This window comes from Cryobacterium sp. PAMC25264 (assembly GCF_019443325.1).
GTDB lineage: Bacteria > Actinomycetota > Actinomycetes > Actinomycetales > Microbacteriaceae > Cryobacterium.
In genome coordinates this window covers 2,472,889-2,488,169 of record NZ_CP080383.1, presented here as the reverse complement: position 1 = coordinate 2,488,169, position 15,281 = coordinate 2,472,889, and the positions used below count along the sequence as shown (strand labels likewise).

At 69.7% G+C, this 15,281-nt stretch carries 14 protein-coding genes; 10 read left to right on the top strand and 4 right to left on the bottom strand.

Translation table 11 applies throughout. The features are described from left to right. Positions 1 to 41: 41 nt before the first annotated feature. The gene (locus KY500_RS11480) at positions 42 to 1,028 is read left to right on the top strand and encodes an aldo/keto reductase (protein WP_219900692.1); all 987 of its coding nucleotides are present in this window, start codon (positions 42 to 44) and stop codon (positions 1,026 to 1,028) included. A gap of 90 nt (positions 1,029 to 1,118) precedes the next feature. Here KY500_RS11480 and KY500_RS11475 read toward each other — a convergent pair whose 3' ends face one another. The 3 genes from KY500_RS11475 to KY500_RS11465 all read right to left on the bottom strand — a co-directional run bounded on the left by KY500_RS11475 (position 1,119) and on the right by KY500_RS11465 (position 4,265). Then, positions 1,119 to 1,937, bottom strand: a complete 819-nt coding sequence (locus KY500_RS11475; protein WP_219900691.1) for an aldo/keto reductase — start codon at positions 1,935 to 1,937, stop codon at positions 1,119 to 1,121. A gap of 60 nt (positions 1,938 to 1,997) precedes the next feature. Beyond that, positions 1,998 to 2,906 (bottom strand): endonuclease domain-containing protein, encoded by a 909-nt coding sequence (locus tag KY500_RS11470; RefSeq protein ID WP_219900690.1) that lies wholly within the window; start codon positions 2,904 to 2,906, stop codon positions 1,998 to 2,000. 150 nt (positions 2,907 to 3,056) lie between these two features. Beyond that, positions 3,057 to 4,265 (bottom strand): MFS transporter, encoded by a 1,209-nt coding sequence (locus KY500_RS11465; protein ID WP_219900689.1) that lies wholly within the window; start codon positions 4,263 to 4,265, stop codon positions 3,057 to 3,059. 217 nt (positions 4,266 to 4,482) lie between these two features. On the opposite strand from KY500_RS11465, the gene KY500_RS11460 reads away from it, so the two are divergent. Next, on the top strand, positions 4,483 to 5,481 hold the full coding sequence (locus tag KY500_RS11460) for a sulfurtransferase (protein WP_370626802.1): 999 nt from the start codon (positions 4,483 to 4,485) through the stop codon (positions 5,479 to 5,481). 462 nt (positions 5,482 to 5,943) lie between these two features. Here KY500_RS11460 and KY500_RS11455 read toward each other — a convergent pair whose 3' ends face one another. Then, entirely contained in the window at positions 5,944 to 6,810 is an 867-nt protein-coding gene (locus KY500_RS11455; RefSeq protein ID WP_219900688.1) for a PhzF family phenazine biosynthesis protein, read from the bottom strand. A gap of 198 nt (positions 6,811 to 7,008) precedes the next feature. On the opposite strand from KY500_RS11455, the gene KY500_RS11450 reads away from it, so the two are divergent. The 8 genes from KY500_RS11450 (at position 7,009) to KY500_RS11415 (ending at position 15,195) form a co-directional block, all read left to right on the top strand. Further along, a complete protein-coding gene (locus KY500_RS11450; RefSeq protein ID WP_255579217.1) occupies positions 7,009 to 8,085 on the top strand; it encodes an iron ABC transporter permease in 1,077 nt (358 codons plus the stop codon). Continuing rightward, positions 8,082 to 9,185 (top strand): iron chelate uptake ABC transporter family permease subunit, encoded by a 1,104-nt coding sequence (locus KY500_RS11445; protein WP_255579216.1) that lies wholly within the window; start codon positions 8,082 to 8,084, stop codon positions 9,183 to 9,185. Before KY500_RS11450 ends, KY500_RS11445 begins: the two co-directional genes overlap by 4 nt. After that, on the top strand, positions 9,185 to 10,054 hold the full coding sequence (locus tag KY500_RS11440) for an ABC transporter ATP-binding protein (protein ID WP_219900687.1): 870 nt from the start codon (positions 9,185 to 9,187) through the stop codon (positions 10,052 to 10,054). The genes KY500_RS11445 and KY500_RS11440 overlap by 1 nt, the downstream gene beginning before the upstream one ends. Positions 10,055 to 10,120: 66 nt before the next feature. Beyond that, positions 10,121 to 11,146 carry an iron-siderophore ABC transporter substrate-binding protein gene (locus KY500_RS11435; RefSeq protein WP_219900686.1) on the top strand — a complete coding sequence of 342 codons (1,026 nt, stop codon included), beginning with the start codon at positions 10,121 to 10,123 and terminating at the stop codon, positions 11,144 to 11,146. A gap of 226 nt (positions 11,147 to 11,372) precedes the next feature. Beyond that, positions 11,373 to 12,269 (top strand): ABC transporter substrate-binding protein, encoded by an 897-nt coding sequence (locus KY500_RS11430; RefSeq protein WP_219900685.1) that lies wholly within the window; start codon positions 11,373 to 11,375, stop codon positions 12,267 to 12,269. Between the two features lie 197 nt (positions 12,270 to 12,466). Next, on the top strand, positions 12,467 to 13,363 hold the full coding sequence (locus KY500_RS11425) for an ABC transporter substrate-binding protein (protein ID WP_219900684.1): 897 nt from the start codon (positions 12,467 to 12,469) through the stop codon (positions 13,361 to 13,363). A 3-nt stretch (positions 13,364 to 13,366) separates the two neighbouring features. Next, positions 13,367 to 14,404, top strand: a complete 1,038-nt coding sequence (locus KY500_RS11420) for an amino acid ABC transporter permease (RefSeq protein ID WP_219900683.1) — start codon at positions 13,367 to 13,369, stop codon at positions 14,402 to 14,404. A gap of 38 nt (positions 14,405 to 14,442) precedes the next feature. Next, on the top strand, positions 14,443 to 15,195 hold the full coding sequence (locus tag KY500_RS11415; protein WP_219903415.1) for an amino acid ABC transporter ATP-binding protein: 753 nt from the start codon (positions 14,443 to 14,445) through the stop codon (positions 15,193 to 15,195). Positions 15,196 to 15,281 lie beyond the last annotated feature (86 nt).

Genomic DNA, 15,281 nt, shown 5'->3' with positions numbered 1-15,281 from the left:
GTCGACCAGGTTCTGTCAGGCCCCGTCGTTAGGCTGGTCCTATGGATAAGAGAACACTGGGCAGAACCGGCCGCACCGTCTCCGTCATCGGACTGGGCACCTGGCAGCTGGGCGCCGACTGGGGCGACGTCACCGAGGCCGACGCCACCGCCGTGCTCGCCGCATCCGTGGATGCCGGCGTCACCTTCTTCGACACCGCGGACGTCTATGGCGACGGACGCAGCGAGCAGATCATCGGGCACTTCCTCGAGCACGGCGCCCCCGGCGTGGACATCACCGTGGCCACCAAGATGGGCCGGCGCCTCGAGCAGCTGCCGGAGAACTACGTCCTCGACAACTTCCGCGCCTGGACCGAACGCTCGCGCCGCAACCTCGGCACCGAGACCCTCGACCTGGTGCAGCTGCACTGCCCGCCGAGCGCCGTGATCGAGTCGGGCGAGGTCTACGACGCCCTCGACACCCTCGTCGACGACGGCGTCATCGCCAACTACGGCGTGAGCGTGGAGACCTGCTCGCAGGCCCTGGAGGCCATTAGCCGGCCGGGCATCGCGACGGTGCAGATCATTCTCAACGCCTTCCGGCTCAAGCCGCTCGACGAGGTCGTGCCGGCCGCGCGCGCCGCGGGCGTGGGCATCATCGCCCGGGTGCCGCTGGCCAGCGGGCTGCTCACCGGCAAGTACACGCGCGAGACCGTGTTCGCCGAGAACGACCACCGCAACTACAACCGCGACGGTAGCGCCTTCGATGTGGGCGAGACCTTCTCCGGTGTCGACTACGAGACCGGCCTGGCCGCGGCGGCGGAGTTCGCCGCCCTGGTGCCGGAGGGCCTCACGCCGGCGCAGGCCGCGCTGGCCTGGGTGGCGCAGATCGACGGGGTGTCTTCGGTGATCCCGGGCGCCCGGTCGGTGAAGCAGGCTGAGGGCAACGCATCCGCCGGCGCCGTGCCGGCGCTGCCCATCGAGTTCATGGAAGGCGTGCAGTCCATCTACGACCGCCAGCTGCGCGAGTCCATCCACCACCGCTGGTAACCCTCCCGCCCCTTCCGCGAACTGTGACTTAAGCACGCCTCCGAGCCCGGAGGCGTGCTTTTCTCACAGGTCGCGGGGTGGGCGCGAGGGTCAGTCGAGGTCGTCGGGGTCTTTTCCGGTGCGTTCGCCGGCGTCCAGGCCGGCGATGGCCTCTCGGTCGGCCGCATCCAGGGCGAAGTCGAAGACGTCGAGGTTCGCCCGGATGCGCGACGGCGTCACCGACTTGGGAATCACCACGTTGCCGAGCTCGAGGTGCCAACGGATGACCACCTGTGCGGCGGACTTGCCGTGCCGGGCGCCGATGGCGTCGAGGGTGGCGTTGCCGATCGCGCGGCCCCTGGCCAGCGGCGACCAGGCCTCGGTGAGGATGCCGTGGGCGGCGTTGTACGCGCGGGTCTCGGCCTGCGCCAGCCACGGATGCAGTTCGATTTGGTTGACTGCCGGCACGATGTCGGTCTCGGCGATGAGCCGGTCGAGGTGGTGCGGGTGGAAGTTGGATACCCCGATCGATCGGGCGCGGCCATCCGCCTGCAAGCGTTCGAGCGCGCGGTAGGTCTCGATGTACCGGTCCTGCCGGGGTGCCGGCCAGTGGATCAGGTAGAGGTCGACGTAGTCGAGGCCGAGCTTGGCCAGGCTCTCGTCGAAGGCGCGCAGGGTCTCGTCGTAGCCGTGCCGGTCGTTCCAGACCTTGGTGGTGACGAAGACCTCGTCGCGGGGCAGCGCCGCCCGGGCCAGGCCCTCGCCGACGCCGCGTTCGTTGGCGTACAGCGCGGCCGTGTCGATGTGCCGGTAGCCGTCCTCCAGTGCGATCTGCACGGTCCCGGCGGCGAGGTCGTCGGGGATCTTGTAGACCCCGAGTCCGAGCTGGGGGATGGCGTGTCCGTCGTTGAGCGTCAGAGCATGTTCCATGCCCCCATTTTCGCGAACTGTGAGTAAAGCACCAAAAATCCCGAAATTCCGGTGCTTTACTCACGGTTCGCGGGCGGTGAGGATAGCGCGCACCCGCCGCAGGAACTCCTCGCCGCCGTTCATGAGGTCATCGTCGGTGACCCGGATGACCCGCCAGCCGTGATCCTCGAGCCGCTCCCGGCGGGTGATGTCCTTGCGGAACTGCGCGCGGTCGGTGCGATGCCCGTCGCCCTCGTACTCGACGCAGGCGCGCAGGTGCGGCCAGGCCAGGTCGACCCGCGCGATGAAGGTGCCCTCGGCGTCGGTGATGACGTAGTTCGTGAGCGGCTCGGGCAGCCCCGCATCGAAGAGGAGTAGGCGGGTCTCGGTCTCCTTGGGCGACTCGACCCGGGCCCGGGCGAGGGCCGCCGCCGCACGCAGCCGTTTGACCCCGCGGCGGCCGGTACGCCCCAGGATCACGCGGTCCAAGTCCTCCCGACAGTAGGCGGGGTTGTCGCCGGCGAGCAGGAAATCGGCGACGGCGACGAGCGCGGTGCGAGGCAGCACCATGCCGAGGTCCGCCCAGGTCTGCAGCGGCGAGGTGACCGGGATCCCGTCGACGTACTCGACGTTCATCAGCTCGGTGCGCAGCTCGTGTCCGATCACCCCGGTCATCTGCGGCGGCCGAGTACCGGCCGGCACGGTGACGTGGATGCGGGTGTCCGCGGCGAGCCAGCCGGGCAGCGGCAACCCGAGCAGAAGGGCCGCGGTGTGGTGGCTGATCACGTGGGTGGGCGGCATCCGCTCGGCATAGCTGCGGCTGAGAGTTGCCGCGCTGCTGGGGGAGGGCCCGGCGACCCGCACCGCCCGGAACGGGGCGGTGAGGTCAGCGCCCTGGAGGCGTCGCCGGGTGACGCCGAGGCTGCGGGCCAGCGCAACCGGGAACGGCTCGCCTAAGAGCTCGGGAGGGAGAGGGGTGCGTCGTGACATGCACAGAGGATGTCAAACGGAAGCGGTCCGCGCGGAATCTCTCCACAGGCACCCGCGAACTGAGAGAAAAGCCCCAGAATCCGGCGTTTTTGGGTGCTTAACTCACAGTTCGCGGGAGGGCGGGAGGGCGGGAGGGAGGGAGGGAGGGGACTAGGAGACCTGGATGCTGATGGGCTCGGTGTCGGGGATGGGGCTCACGTCGCGTCCGCGCAGGTCGGGGTGCCAGCGACGGCCGAGCGCGGGGATGAGCGTGCCGAGCGCGGCGAACCCGGCGGCGACGTAGATTGCCGAGCCGGCGCCGGAGTGGTCGATCGCGAAGCCGGCCAGTGCCGAGCCGAGCGCCGCGCCGATGAGCTGGCCGGTACCGATCCAGCCGTAGGCCTCGGCGGTGTCGCTGAACTTGACGCTCGCCGAGACGATGCCGAACAAGACCGCGAACGACGGCGCTATGCCGATGCCGGCGACGAGCAGCGCGGCGGAAAGCCACCAGAAGTTGAGGAAGAGGCCGGCGATGGCCAGGCCGATCGTGACGATGAGCATCCGGCTGGCCAGTGCCCACGGGCCGATCGGGAGGTGCCCGAGGGCGAGCCCGCCGATGAGCGACCCGACGGCAAAGATGCCCAGCACCCAGCCGGCATTGGCGCTGCCGTGGCCGAACACGGCGACGACGCCGGCCTCGACGGCGGCGCAGGCCGCGACGAGCATGAAGCCCACAACGGTGCTGAGCAGCACCTCGGGTTTCTTGAGCACCACGCCGAGCTTGCGGCGGCTGCGGGGGATGCGCACCCGGCCCACCTCCGGCAGCGCCACGAACCAGATGCCGCCGGCGACCAGGAAGAACGCGGCGAGCAGGATGCCCGCGGTGGTGCTGACCTGGATGGCGACGAAGGTGGCGATGACCGGGCCCAGCACCCAGATGATCTCCTGCGCCGAGGCATCCAGGGAGAACAGCGGGGTGAGCTGGCGGGAGTTGACGACCTTGGGGTAGATGGTGCGCACGGCCGGCTGGATGGGCGGCATCGACAGGCCGGCGATGAAGCCGATGATCATGAGTCCAGCGATCGGCAGCGGAACGAGGGCCATCGCCACGATCGACGTGGTGCAGATGACCATGGTGACGATGAGCACCGGGCGCATGCCCAGGCGGCCCATCAGCCGGGAGGTGAGCGGGCCCGCGATGGCCTGGCCGATGCTCATGGCGGCCAGAACGAGGCCGGCCGCGGCGTAGGAATCGAAGAGCTTCTCGATGTGGATCAGGAATGCCAGCGAGAGCATCCCGAACGGGAATCGGGCGGTGAGCTGGGCTCCGATGAGACGGGCAACGCCCGGTGTTTTCAGAAGGGTCCAGTAGCTGCTCACAACCGTCCAGTCTACGGCCGGAGCGGGGCTCGGCGCATCGCGGGATGCCGAGGTCGGTTGAGGGTCCGGCGCGCGATGTCGGGTGGGGGCTCCGCCGGGTCGAAGCGGATGTCGGGTCCCTCAGGTCGGCCTGGCCGGCTTTGCCCGCCAGGTCCGCCTGGTCCGGGTCGGCCGGGTTGCCCAGCGACGAGCCGACGGCTACGGCTAACGTGAACGGGTGCACACTCTGATCACGCCGGCGGATCTGGCCGCGCTCCTCGTCGTCGGGCCCGCCCCGCGCATCCTCGACGTGCGGTGGAAGCTCGGCGGCCCTCCCGGCCGCACGGAATTCCGCCGCGGTCACCTGCCGGGGGCCGTGTACGTGGACCTCGACACCGAGCTTGCCGGGCACGGTGAGCCGACGGATGGTCGGCATCCGCTGCCCGCACCGGCCGAGCTGCAGGCCGCGGCGCGTGGATGGGGTCTGAACGACGGAGACACCGTCGTGGTCTACGACGACCTGGGCAACATGTCGTCCGCCCGCGCCTGGTGGTTGCTGCGGAACGCGGGTGTGCGCGACGTGCGCCTGCTCGACGGCGGGCTCGGTGCCTGGCGCGCGGACGGCCTTCCCGTGGTGGAGGGCGAGGAGCCGGTGACAGCGGGTTCGGTGACCCTGGTCTTCGGCGCGCTGCCTACTCTCGACGCGGATGCCGCGGCCGCGCTCGCACAGGACGGCGTGCTCCTCGACGCCCGCGCCGCCGAACGCTACCGGGGCGACTCCGAGCCGATCGATCCCCGCGCCGGACACATCCCCGGTGCGGTGAACGCGCCGACGGGCGGCAACCTCGACGCCGACGGACGCTTCCTGCCGGCCGCCGAGTTGCGTGCGCGGTTCGAGGCGCTCGGGGTGCGGGCGCGTACCGGGACGGATGCGGCTCCTGGGCGGGGCGGGGAACTCGCGTCAGCTGATGCACCCGCTTCGCCGGCGGAAACCGCGCCTGGCGCAGCGGATGGCGACGAGACGGGGGCGGGGTCCGATGCATCCGGTGGCGCCGGGGCAGTGCCCGATTTCGGGTTCGACGTGGGCGTGTACTGCGGATCCGGCGTGACGGCGGCGCACGAGGCGGTGGCGCTCACGCTCGCGGGCTTCGCTCCGGCGCTGTATCCCGGCTCCTGGTCGCAGTGGTCGAACCTACCCGACCGGCCCGTCGCGACGGGGGACGCCCCCGGGCTCTAGTCCGGAGCATTCCACTCGCGCAGGATGCGTCTCGCAGCACGGGATGACCGTCGCAGCGGGCAGCGGGCAGCGGGCAGCGGGCAGCGTGCAGTGGTGCTCGCAGCGTGCAGTGGTGCTCGCAGCGTGCACTAGTGCTCGCAGCGTGCGGTAGTGCGCTGCTTTTCGCACGCTGCGAGCACTTTCGCGTGCTGCGAGCACTTTCGCACGCTGCGAGCATTTTCGCGTGCTGCGAGCATTTTCGCGTGCTGCGAGCCAGGGATGCGCGGCCGTCCATGCGTGGTTCGGTGGTGATGCAGGCGCGGAAGGGGTGCTGCGGGCATGTGAGGGACGGGAATGCCAGCCTCTCGTCCCTGCAAGGCCGCCGTGGCGCACGTTTGGCCTCGTGGCGCAGGGTAGGTGGCCCATTTTCCTGCGCCGCGAGGTTCTTCCTGCGCCACGAGGTCTACCTTGCGCCGCGAGCGGTCAGGCGATCTCCGTGGCGCCGCCGCTCACCACGATGCCGCCGGTGGCGGGCACGTCCACCAGGAGCAGGCTCGGCCGGCTCACGTGCCGGCCCTGGTGGATGACCACCCGGGTGGGCGGGCGCACCAGCCCGAGCTCGCGCAGGTAGCCGCCCACCGAGGCGGCGGCCGATCCGGTGGCCGGGTCCTCGGTGAGGGTGCCGACCGGGAACAGGTTGCGCGCCTCGAACTCGGTGTCTCCCAACACCGACAGGGTCGTCACGGTACCCGCCCAGCCCTGCTCGTCCATGAGGGCGCGCATGCCCGCGGGGTCGAAGCTGAAGGCGTCGAACTCGGCCGGCGACAAGAACACCAGCACCGGATGCCAATTGCCCGCGAAAGCCAGCCGGGGCGGATACCCGGGGTGCAGCGACGAGGGGGTGGCCCCGAGCAACTCCAGCAACCGAGCGAGCACCTCGGGTGCGATGGGGCGCACCTGCGGGTCGACGCTCGTGAACGACGCCGTGAGGCCGGCATCCGTGGCCCGGGTCTGGATAGTGATCGAGCCGACGCTGGTCTCGAAGGTGAGGGCGCCCACGCCGTCGCGGCGGGCCAGTGCCACTGCGGTGGCGACGGTGGCATGCCCGCAGAACGGCACCTCGGCCACGGGGGAGAAGTAGCGCAGCCGGCTGTGCCGCGGATCGCCGCCGACCGACCGCTCCGTGACGAAGGCCGTCTCGGCGTAGCCGACCTCGGCCGCGATCACCTGCATCGCAGCGTCGTCGAGTGCGCTCGCGTCAAGCACGACCCCGGCCGGGTTGCCCCCGGCGGAGGCATCGGAACGGGCAGGGTCGGTGAAGGCGGCAAGGCGCAGCACGGGCACGGTCATGACTCCATGCTGGCAGGGGTAATCCGTGCGCGCCCAGGCCAATTCGTAACTCGTGGATGCTTCCCGCCCAGACTGGCCCGGAATTGCTAGTCGGGAGGGGCATCCGACTAGCGAAAGTGGGCCAGTCATGGCGTGGGTTGCCTGCGATGCGGCCGCCGGGAAGGGGCGCGGGCCAGGCCGGGCTGTCATACTTAGGTAATGCTTACCTCAGCACAGGCCGGGATGACGGGCGCGCCCGCTCGTGGTTCGGCCCTGCCCGGCGAAGCCTTGCGGATGCCGCGCCGCCGGCAGCTGTCCGGCCTCCTGGTCGCGGTGCTGCTGCTGGTGCTCGCGGTCACGGCGTCACTCGTGGTGGGCAGCCGCGACATCCCGTTGGGCACGGTGCTCGACGCTCTGGTGCGCCCCGACCTCAGCCTCACCGACCACACCGTGGTACTCGACCTGCGCGTGCCCCGTACCGCCATCGGCCTACTCGCGGGCCTCGCCCTCGGCCTGGCCGGCGCCCTCATGCAGGGCATCACCCGCAACCCGCTTGCCGACCCGGGCCTGCTGGGCGTCAACGCCGGCGCCTCGCTCTTCGTCGTCGCCGGCATCGCCTGGTTCGGCGTCAGCTCGGCCCTCGGCTACGTCTGGTTCGCCTTCGCCGGCGCCTTTGTCGCGGCGGTGATCGTCTACGTGATCGGGTCACTCGGCCGCGAGGGCGCCACCCCGGTGAAGCTGGCGCTGGCCGGCACCGCGCTCACCGCGTCGCTCACCTCGCTGATCACCATCGTGCTGCTCGGCGACTCCGCGGCCTTCGACAAGTACCGGTTCTGGTCGGCCGGCTCCCTGGTGGCCCGCGACCTCGGCTCGGCGCTCCAACTGGCCCCGTTCATCGGCGTGGGGGTGCTGCTCTGCCTCCTGGCCGGGCGGATGCTCAACGCGCTCGCGCTCGGTGACGACCTGGCCCGCGGCCTCGGCCAGAACCTCGTCGCGGCGCGCATCGTCTGCGCCGTCGCCGTGGTGCTGCTGTGCGGTTCCGCCACCGCGCTGGCCGGCCCGATCGTGTTCGTCGGCCTGGCCGTGCCGCACATCGCCCGCCGCTTCACCGGACCGGACTACCGCTGGATCCTGCTCTACTCCGCGGTGCTCGGCCCGGTGCTGCTGCTGGCCGCGGACGTGCTCGGCCGCGTGATCGCCCCGCCCGGCGAGATCGAGGCCGGCCTGGTCGTGGCGTTCCTGGGCGCCCCGATGCTCATCGCCCTGGTGCGCCGCGTGAAGCTGGCCGGCCTGTGAGCGCCGGCCGCGGAGCATCCGTCTGCACCGGCCCGCGCACCGGTGCCGCATACCTGACCCCCGGCACGGATGCCGCCGCCCCGCTGGTCCTGGCCAGGGCCGTGCGGCACCGCCGGGAACGCCGGGTGGTGCTCGTGCTGGTCGTTCTGGTACTGCTCGTCGCCGCCCTGAGCCTGATGGTGGGCGCCTACAACCTCAGTGTGCCCGACCTGCTGCGCACCCTGGTGGGCCAGGGCGCCACGAGCGAGAACTTCATCGTCTTCAAGTTGCGGCTGCCGCGGCTCACCCTGGCGATCCTGGTGGGCGTCGCGTTCGCGGTCTCCGGGGCCCTGTTCCAAACCGTGCTGCGCAACCCCCTGGCCAGCCCCGACATCATCGGTGTCACCGGGGGAGCGAGCGCCGCCGCGGTGTTCGGCATGCTCGTGCTGGGCCTGGGCAGCGTGGCCACCTCGTTCATGGCGTTCGGCGGCGCGATGGTGGTGGCCTGCGCCATCTACCTCCTCGCCTGGCGCGGCGGCGTGGCCGGCTACCGGTTCGTGCTCATCGGCGTGGGCGTCGCGTTCATGGTGCAGGGCCTGCTCGGCTACCTGCTCTCCCGCGCCGACCTCCGCAATGCACAGGACGCCCTCACCTGGCTCGTCGGTAGCGTCAGCGGCGCCCGGTGGCCAGAGATCGCGGTACTGGCCGCCTTCCTCGCGGTGCTACTGCCCGGGGTGGCCGTGCTGGCGGGGCGAATGCGGATGCTCCAGCTCGGCGACGACACCGCCAGCGCCCTCGGCGTGCGTGCCGAGCGGTCCCGGCTGGCGCTGCTCGTGGCCGCCGTGGCCCTCGCCGCCCTCGCCACGGCCTTCGTGGGACCACTCGCGTTCGTCGCGTTCGTGTCGGCGCCCATCGCCCGTCGCCTCGTCGCCACGGGCAGTCTCGCCCTGGTGCCGGCCGCACTCATCGGCGTGCTCATCACCACGGTGGCGGACTTTACCGCCCAGCACCTGCTGCCGGGCGCCCTCGACCTGCCGGCCGGCATCATCACCGGCGCCATCGGCGCCCCCTACCTGCTCTGGCTGCTGGCCACCCAGAACCGAATCGGAAAGGGAGCCTGATGCCCCAGCCCACCGACCAGCCCGCCACCGAGGCCACCGCACCGGGCCCCATCACCGCGCCCGCCGCATCCGCCCGCCACGAACTCACCGCCAACGGCCTCAGCCTCGGCTACGACGGTGTGTGTATCGTCGACTCTCTCGACCTGGCCATCGAACCCGGCGCGGTCACCGTGATCGTGGGCGCCAACGCGTCGGGCAAGTCCACCCTGCTGCGCGGACTGGCCCGACTGCTGCCGCCGCAGGCCGGCACCGTCACGCTCGACGGCCGGGATATCGCGAGCCTGCCCAGCAAGCAGGTCGCCACCATCGTGGGGCTGCTGCCGCAGCAGCCCGTCGCCCCCGACGGCATCGGCGTCGCCGACCTCGTCGGCCGTGGACGCTATCCGCACCAGGGCTGGTTCCGGCACTGGTCCAGCACCGACGACGCCATCGTGGCGGCGGCGATGGCCGCCACCCAGACCCTCGAGCTGGCCCCGCGGCGCATGGAGGAGCTCTCCGGCGGACAGCGCCAACGCGTCTGGATCGCCATGGCCCTGGCCCAGAAGCCCGACATCCTGCTACTCGACGAGCCCACCACCTTCCTCGACGTCACCCACCAGATCGAGGTGCTCGACCTGCTGCACGAGCTCAACCACGAGCGGGGCACCACCGTGGTGATGGTGCTGCACGACCTCAATCTCGCGGCCCGGTACGCCGACCGGCTCGTGGTCATGCGCGCCGGCCGCATCATCGCCGAGGGGCCACCCGCCGAGGTGCTCACCGAGGCCGTGGTCCTCGAGGCGTTCGGGCTCACCGCCCGCATCATCGCCGACCCGGTCTGCGGATCCCCGATGATCGTTCCGGTCGGACGGTTCCACGGCACGGTCTGACCCGCTATATTAGGTGAGGCTACCCTAATCACGGTCGGCCTTCCTTTTCCAGAACCGGAGTTACCTGTGCCCAGACGTCTGACCACCGTGCTCGCCGCCGCCGCGGCCATCGCCGCCCTCACGCTCAGCGGATGCTCCGCCACGCCCGCCACCGACACGGCGACGGGCGGCGCAAGCGGTGATTCCTTCCCCGTCACCATCGAGCACGCCTTCGGCGAGACCACGATCGACGCCGAACCCACCCGCGTCGTCGCCTGGGGCTGGGGCAGCGCCGACGATGCCATCGCGCTCGGCGTCGTGCCCGTCGCGATCCCGTTCCAGGCCTACGGCGGCGACGACAACGGCGTGCTGCCGTGGATCTCCGAGTCCCTCGACGAGCAGGGCGTCGAAACGCCCACGGTGCTCTCCGACTCCACTGAGCCGCCCTACGAAGAGATCGCGGCCGCCGCGCCCGACGTCATCCTCGCCGCGTATTCCGGCATCACCGAGGAGCAGTACGAGTTGCTCAGCGACATCGCCCCGGTCGTGGCCTATCCCGACGCGCCCTGGTCCACCGACTGGCGCGACCTGATCACCATCACCGGCACAGCGCTCGGCAAGTCCACCGAAGCCACCGCGCTGCTCAGCGATATCGACGCCACCATCGCCGAAAAGGCTGCCGCACACCCCGAATTCGCCGGCAAGTCCGTCGCGCTGACCTCGGACAGCGGCGGGGTCTTCTACGTCTACACGGATGCCGACCCGCGTGTGACCTTCGCCACCGACCTGGGATTCACCAGCGCCCCGAGCGTCGACACGCTCGCCAACGGCGAGTCCTCGTTCTACTACACGCTCAGCTATGAGCAGCTCGACCAGCTCTCCAGCGACGTGCTGGTCAACTTCGGCGCCACGCAGGAGGAGTCCGACGCGTTCCTGAAAGCCGGCTACGCCCAGGTCATGCCGCAGGTGCAGTCCGGTGCTGTGGCCTCCCCGGTCGGCGCGGCCTTCATCTCCTCGGTGTCACCGCCCACCGGTCTCTCGCTGCCCTGGGGCATCGACGACTACGTCGACCTGCTCTCCACCGCTGCCCTCGCCGCGGACGCCGCGAAGTAGCAGCACCGCTCGCACGAGCAGCGCCCGGCCGGATTCGGCCGGGCGCTGTGTGCGCTCTGGAGCACGATAACCTGGACACGCGTCCGTTTCGACTGATCCCGAAGCCGCGATCGTACGAGCCGCATCCCAGCGCAGGGATTCGCAGGCTCGCTCTAGTCGAACCATTCACGGACCGCTCAGTCGACTCGATCCCGTGAGGCCTCGAGACCCACGAAAAGGTTGTGCCATGCGCGCTAAATACGTCCTCCCCGCCCTCGCTGCCGTAGCGGCGCTGACGCTCACCGGATGCGTCGACAACTCGACGCCCGCGACATCCGGGTCCGCCGTCAGCACGGCTCCCGCGATCACGACGGATGACGCGGCGGCAGCACTGGTCCCGGCCGAGGTAGCCGATCGTGGCACCTTGATCATTGGCACCGAACCGACCTATGCGCCGAACGAATTCAAGAACGAGGCCGGAGACCCGATCGGCTGGGACATCGAGCTCGCGAGCGGCATCGCCGCCAAGCTCGGCCTCGAGCCCGAGTTCCAGGTCGCCAAGTTCGACAACATCATCCCGAGCGTGGCCGGCGGCAAGGCCGACATCGGGGCCTCCTCCTTCACCGACACCGTCGAGCGCGAGCAGCAGGTTGATTTTGTCAACTACTACAACGCCGGCATCCAGTGGGCGTCGGCCACGGGCACGGACGTCGACCCCGACAACGCCTGCGGCCTGAAGGTGGCGGTGCAGACCGCCACCTATGAAGACACCGATGAGGTGCCCGCCAAGAGTGACGCCTGTGTCGCCGCCGGCAAGCCGCCGATCGACAAGCTGAAGTTCGACACCCAGGCCGACGTGGCCAACGCTGTCGTGCTCGGTCAGGCCGACGCGCTCAGCGCCGATTCCCCGGTCACGCTGTACGCGATCGCCCAGACGGGCGACAAGTTGCAGGCGGCCGGAACCACCTTCGACGAGGCTCCGTACGGCATGGTCGTCGCCAAGGGTTCCGACCTGACGGCCGCCGTGCAGGCAGCGCTGCAGTCCATGGTTGTCGACGGCAGCTACACGGCCATTCTTGATGCCTGGGGTGTCACCGACGGCGGCGTGGCCGAGATCACGATCAACGCAGCCGCGAACAGCTGAGCGTCAGCTCGCGAAAAGACCGCGGGAGTCCACCGCCTGCGAAGGCGGTAACCTTGCCACGCGTCCAGCGGCTGTTCCCGAACCGATATCGCCGAGCCATAGCCCCAGCGCGGGGGTGTATTAGGCTCGCTGCAGTCGGAACCGTTCACGTTCAGCAGTCGAATCCCAACTCGACACCCTACGAAGAAGGTCGTGCCATGCGCGCTAGATACGTACTCCCCGCCCTCGCCGCCGCTGCGGCCCTGATGCTCACCGGCTGCGTCGACAACTCGACGCCCGCGACATCCGGGTCCGACGCCAGCACCGCCCCTGCGATCGCGAAGGACGACGCCGCGGCGGCCATGGTGCCCGCCGAGGTGGCCGACACCGGCAAGCTCGTCATCGGCACCGACCCGACCTACGCTCCCAACGAGTTCAAGAACGAAGCCGGCGACCCGATCGGCTGGGGCGTCGAGATCGCCAGCGCCATCGCCGCCAAGCTCGGCCTCGAGCCCGAGTTCCAGGTCGCCAAGTTCGACAACATCATCCCGAGCGTCTCCGGCGGCAAGGCCGACATGGGCTCGTCGTCGTTCACCGACACCGTCGAGCGCGAGCAGCAGGTCGACTTCGTCAACTACTACACCGCTGGCATCCAGTGGGCATCCGCCAAGGGCAAGGACGTCGACCCCAACGATGCCTGCGGCCTGAAGGTCGCCGTGCAGGCCACCACCTACGAGGACACCGACGAGGTTCCGGCCAAGAGCGACGCCTGCGTTGCCGCCGGTAAGCCCGCCATCGAGAAGCTCAAGTTCGACACCCAGGATGCCGCGACGAACGCCGTCGTGCTCGGCCAGGCCGATGCGCTCAGCGCCGACTCCCCGGTCACGCTCTACGCCATCTCGCAGACCGGCGACAAGCTGCAGCTGGCCGGCGAGACCTTCGACGTGGCCCCGTACGGCATGGTCGTCGCCAAGGGCTCCGAGCTCTCGAAGGCCATCCAGGCCGCACTGCAGTCCATGGTTGACGACGGAAGCTACACGGCGATCCTCGATCAGTGGGGCGTAGCCGACGGCGGCATCGACACGATCACGATCAACGCGGCCTCGAACGGTTAGACCATGAGCACCACGAACGTGAATGGCCACGCGGCGGCGGCGACCCCGCCGCGTGGCGCACCGGCACCGAGTGAGCCGATCAAGGCCATCCGGCTACGGCACCCGTGGCGCGTGGTGTTCGCCGTGCTGTTGGTGGCGATCTTCGCCTGGTTCGTCGTGGATGCGGCCTTCCGCCCGGCCTACGACTGGCCGTCGGTGGGCAAGTACCTCTTCGACCGGCGCATCTCGATGGCCGCGCTGGTCACGATCGAGCTGACGGTGTTTTCGATGGTGATCGCCATCGTCCTCGGCGTGATCCTGGCCGTGATGCGGCTCTCACCGAATCCGGTGGTCAAGAGCGTGGCCTGGTTCTACCTGTGGATCTTCCGCGGCACCCCGGTGTACGTGCAGCTGACCATCTGGGGCCTGATCTCGCTGATCTACACGAGCATCGACATCGGCCTGCCGTTCATGACGCCGTGGATCTCGTTCAGCACCAATGCGGCGTTGAACACCTTCACGTTGGCCGTCATCGGTCTGGCGCTGAACGAGGCCGCGTACATGGCCGAGATCGTGCGTGCCGGACTCCTCTCGGTCGACAAGGGCCAGGAAGAGGCCTCGGTCGCCCTGGGCATGAGTTGGTCGCAGACGATGACCCGGGTCATCCTGCCGCAGTCGATGCGGGTGATCATCCCGCCGACCGGCAACGAGGTGATCTCGATGCTGAAAACGACCTCGCTGGTCACGGCCGTGCCGTTCAGCCTCGAGCTGTTCACCCGGTCGCGGGACATCTCGGCGGAGACCTTCAACCCGATCCCGCTGCTCATCGTGGCGTCGATCTGGTACCTGTTCTTCACCTCGATCCTCATGGTGGGCCAGTACTTCCTGGAGAAGCGCTTCTCCCGTGGAGTGGGCGACCGGCAGACCGACAAGAACGACGTGGGCACCGGCACCGGCGTCATCACGGGCGTGTTGCCTGTGGTGGGCGCGGGCCAGCCGACCGTGATCGCGCCGCCGAAGACCGATAACCCGGGCACGCCCGGCGACGGGGGAGCACGATGAGCGACACGACAGTGTGGGGCGTCGCATCCGAGACGCCGATGGTGCTGGCCGAGCAAGTGACCAAGAGCTTCGGCACGCACGAGGTGCTCAAGGGCATCACGCTCGAGGTCAAGCGCGGCGAGGTCATGTGCCTGGTCGGGCCGTCGGGCTCAGGCAAGTCCACGTTCCTGCGCTGCATCAATCACCTCGAGGTGCTCTCGGCCGGCCGGCTCAGCGTGGACGGTGACCTGATCGGCTACCGCGAAGCCAACGGCAAGCTCTACGAGATGGCGCCCAAGGAAGCAGCGAAGCAACGCCGCGACATCGGCATGGTGTTCCAGCGGTTCAACCTGTTCCCGCACATGACCGCTCTGCAGAACGTCATGGAGGCGCCGCTGCGTGTCAAGGGCCTGCCCAAGGCGAAGGTCGAGTCGAGCGCGCGCGAGCTGCTGGCCCGGGTGGGCCTGGCCGACCGGGCCGAGTACTACCCGGCGCATCTCTCCGGCGGACAGCAGCAGCGGGTGGCGATCGCCCGGGCACTGGCCATGGAGCCCAAGCTGATGCTCTTCGACGAGCCCACCAGCGCGCTCGACCCCGAGCTCGTCGGCGAGGTGCTCGACGTGATGAAGGGCCTGGCCAAGGAGGGCATGACCATGATCGTGGTGACCCACGAGATGGGCTTCGCCCGTGAGGTCGCCGACTCCCTGGTGTTCATGGACGCCGGTGTCGTCGTCGAGTCGGGCCTCCCCTCGGAGGTCCTGGCGAACCCGAGGCACGCCCGCACCCAGGCGTTCCTCTCCAAGGTGCTCTAGACGACGACCGCAAAACGGGAAAAAGGTCGCAAAAAAGGACGAAATCTCGGATTTCGTCCTTTTTTGGTCACTATTTCCTTTTTTGC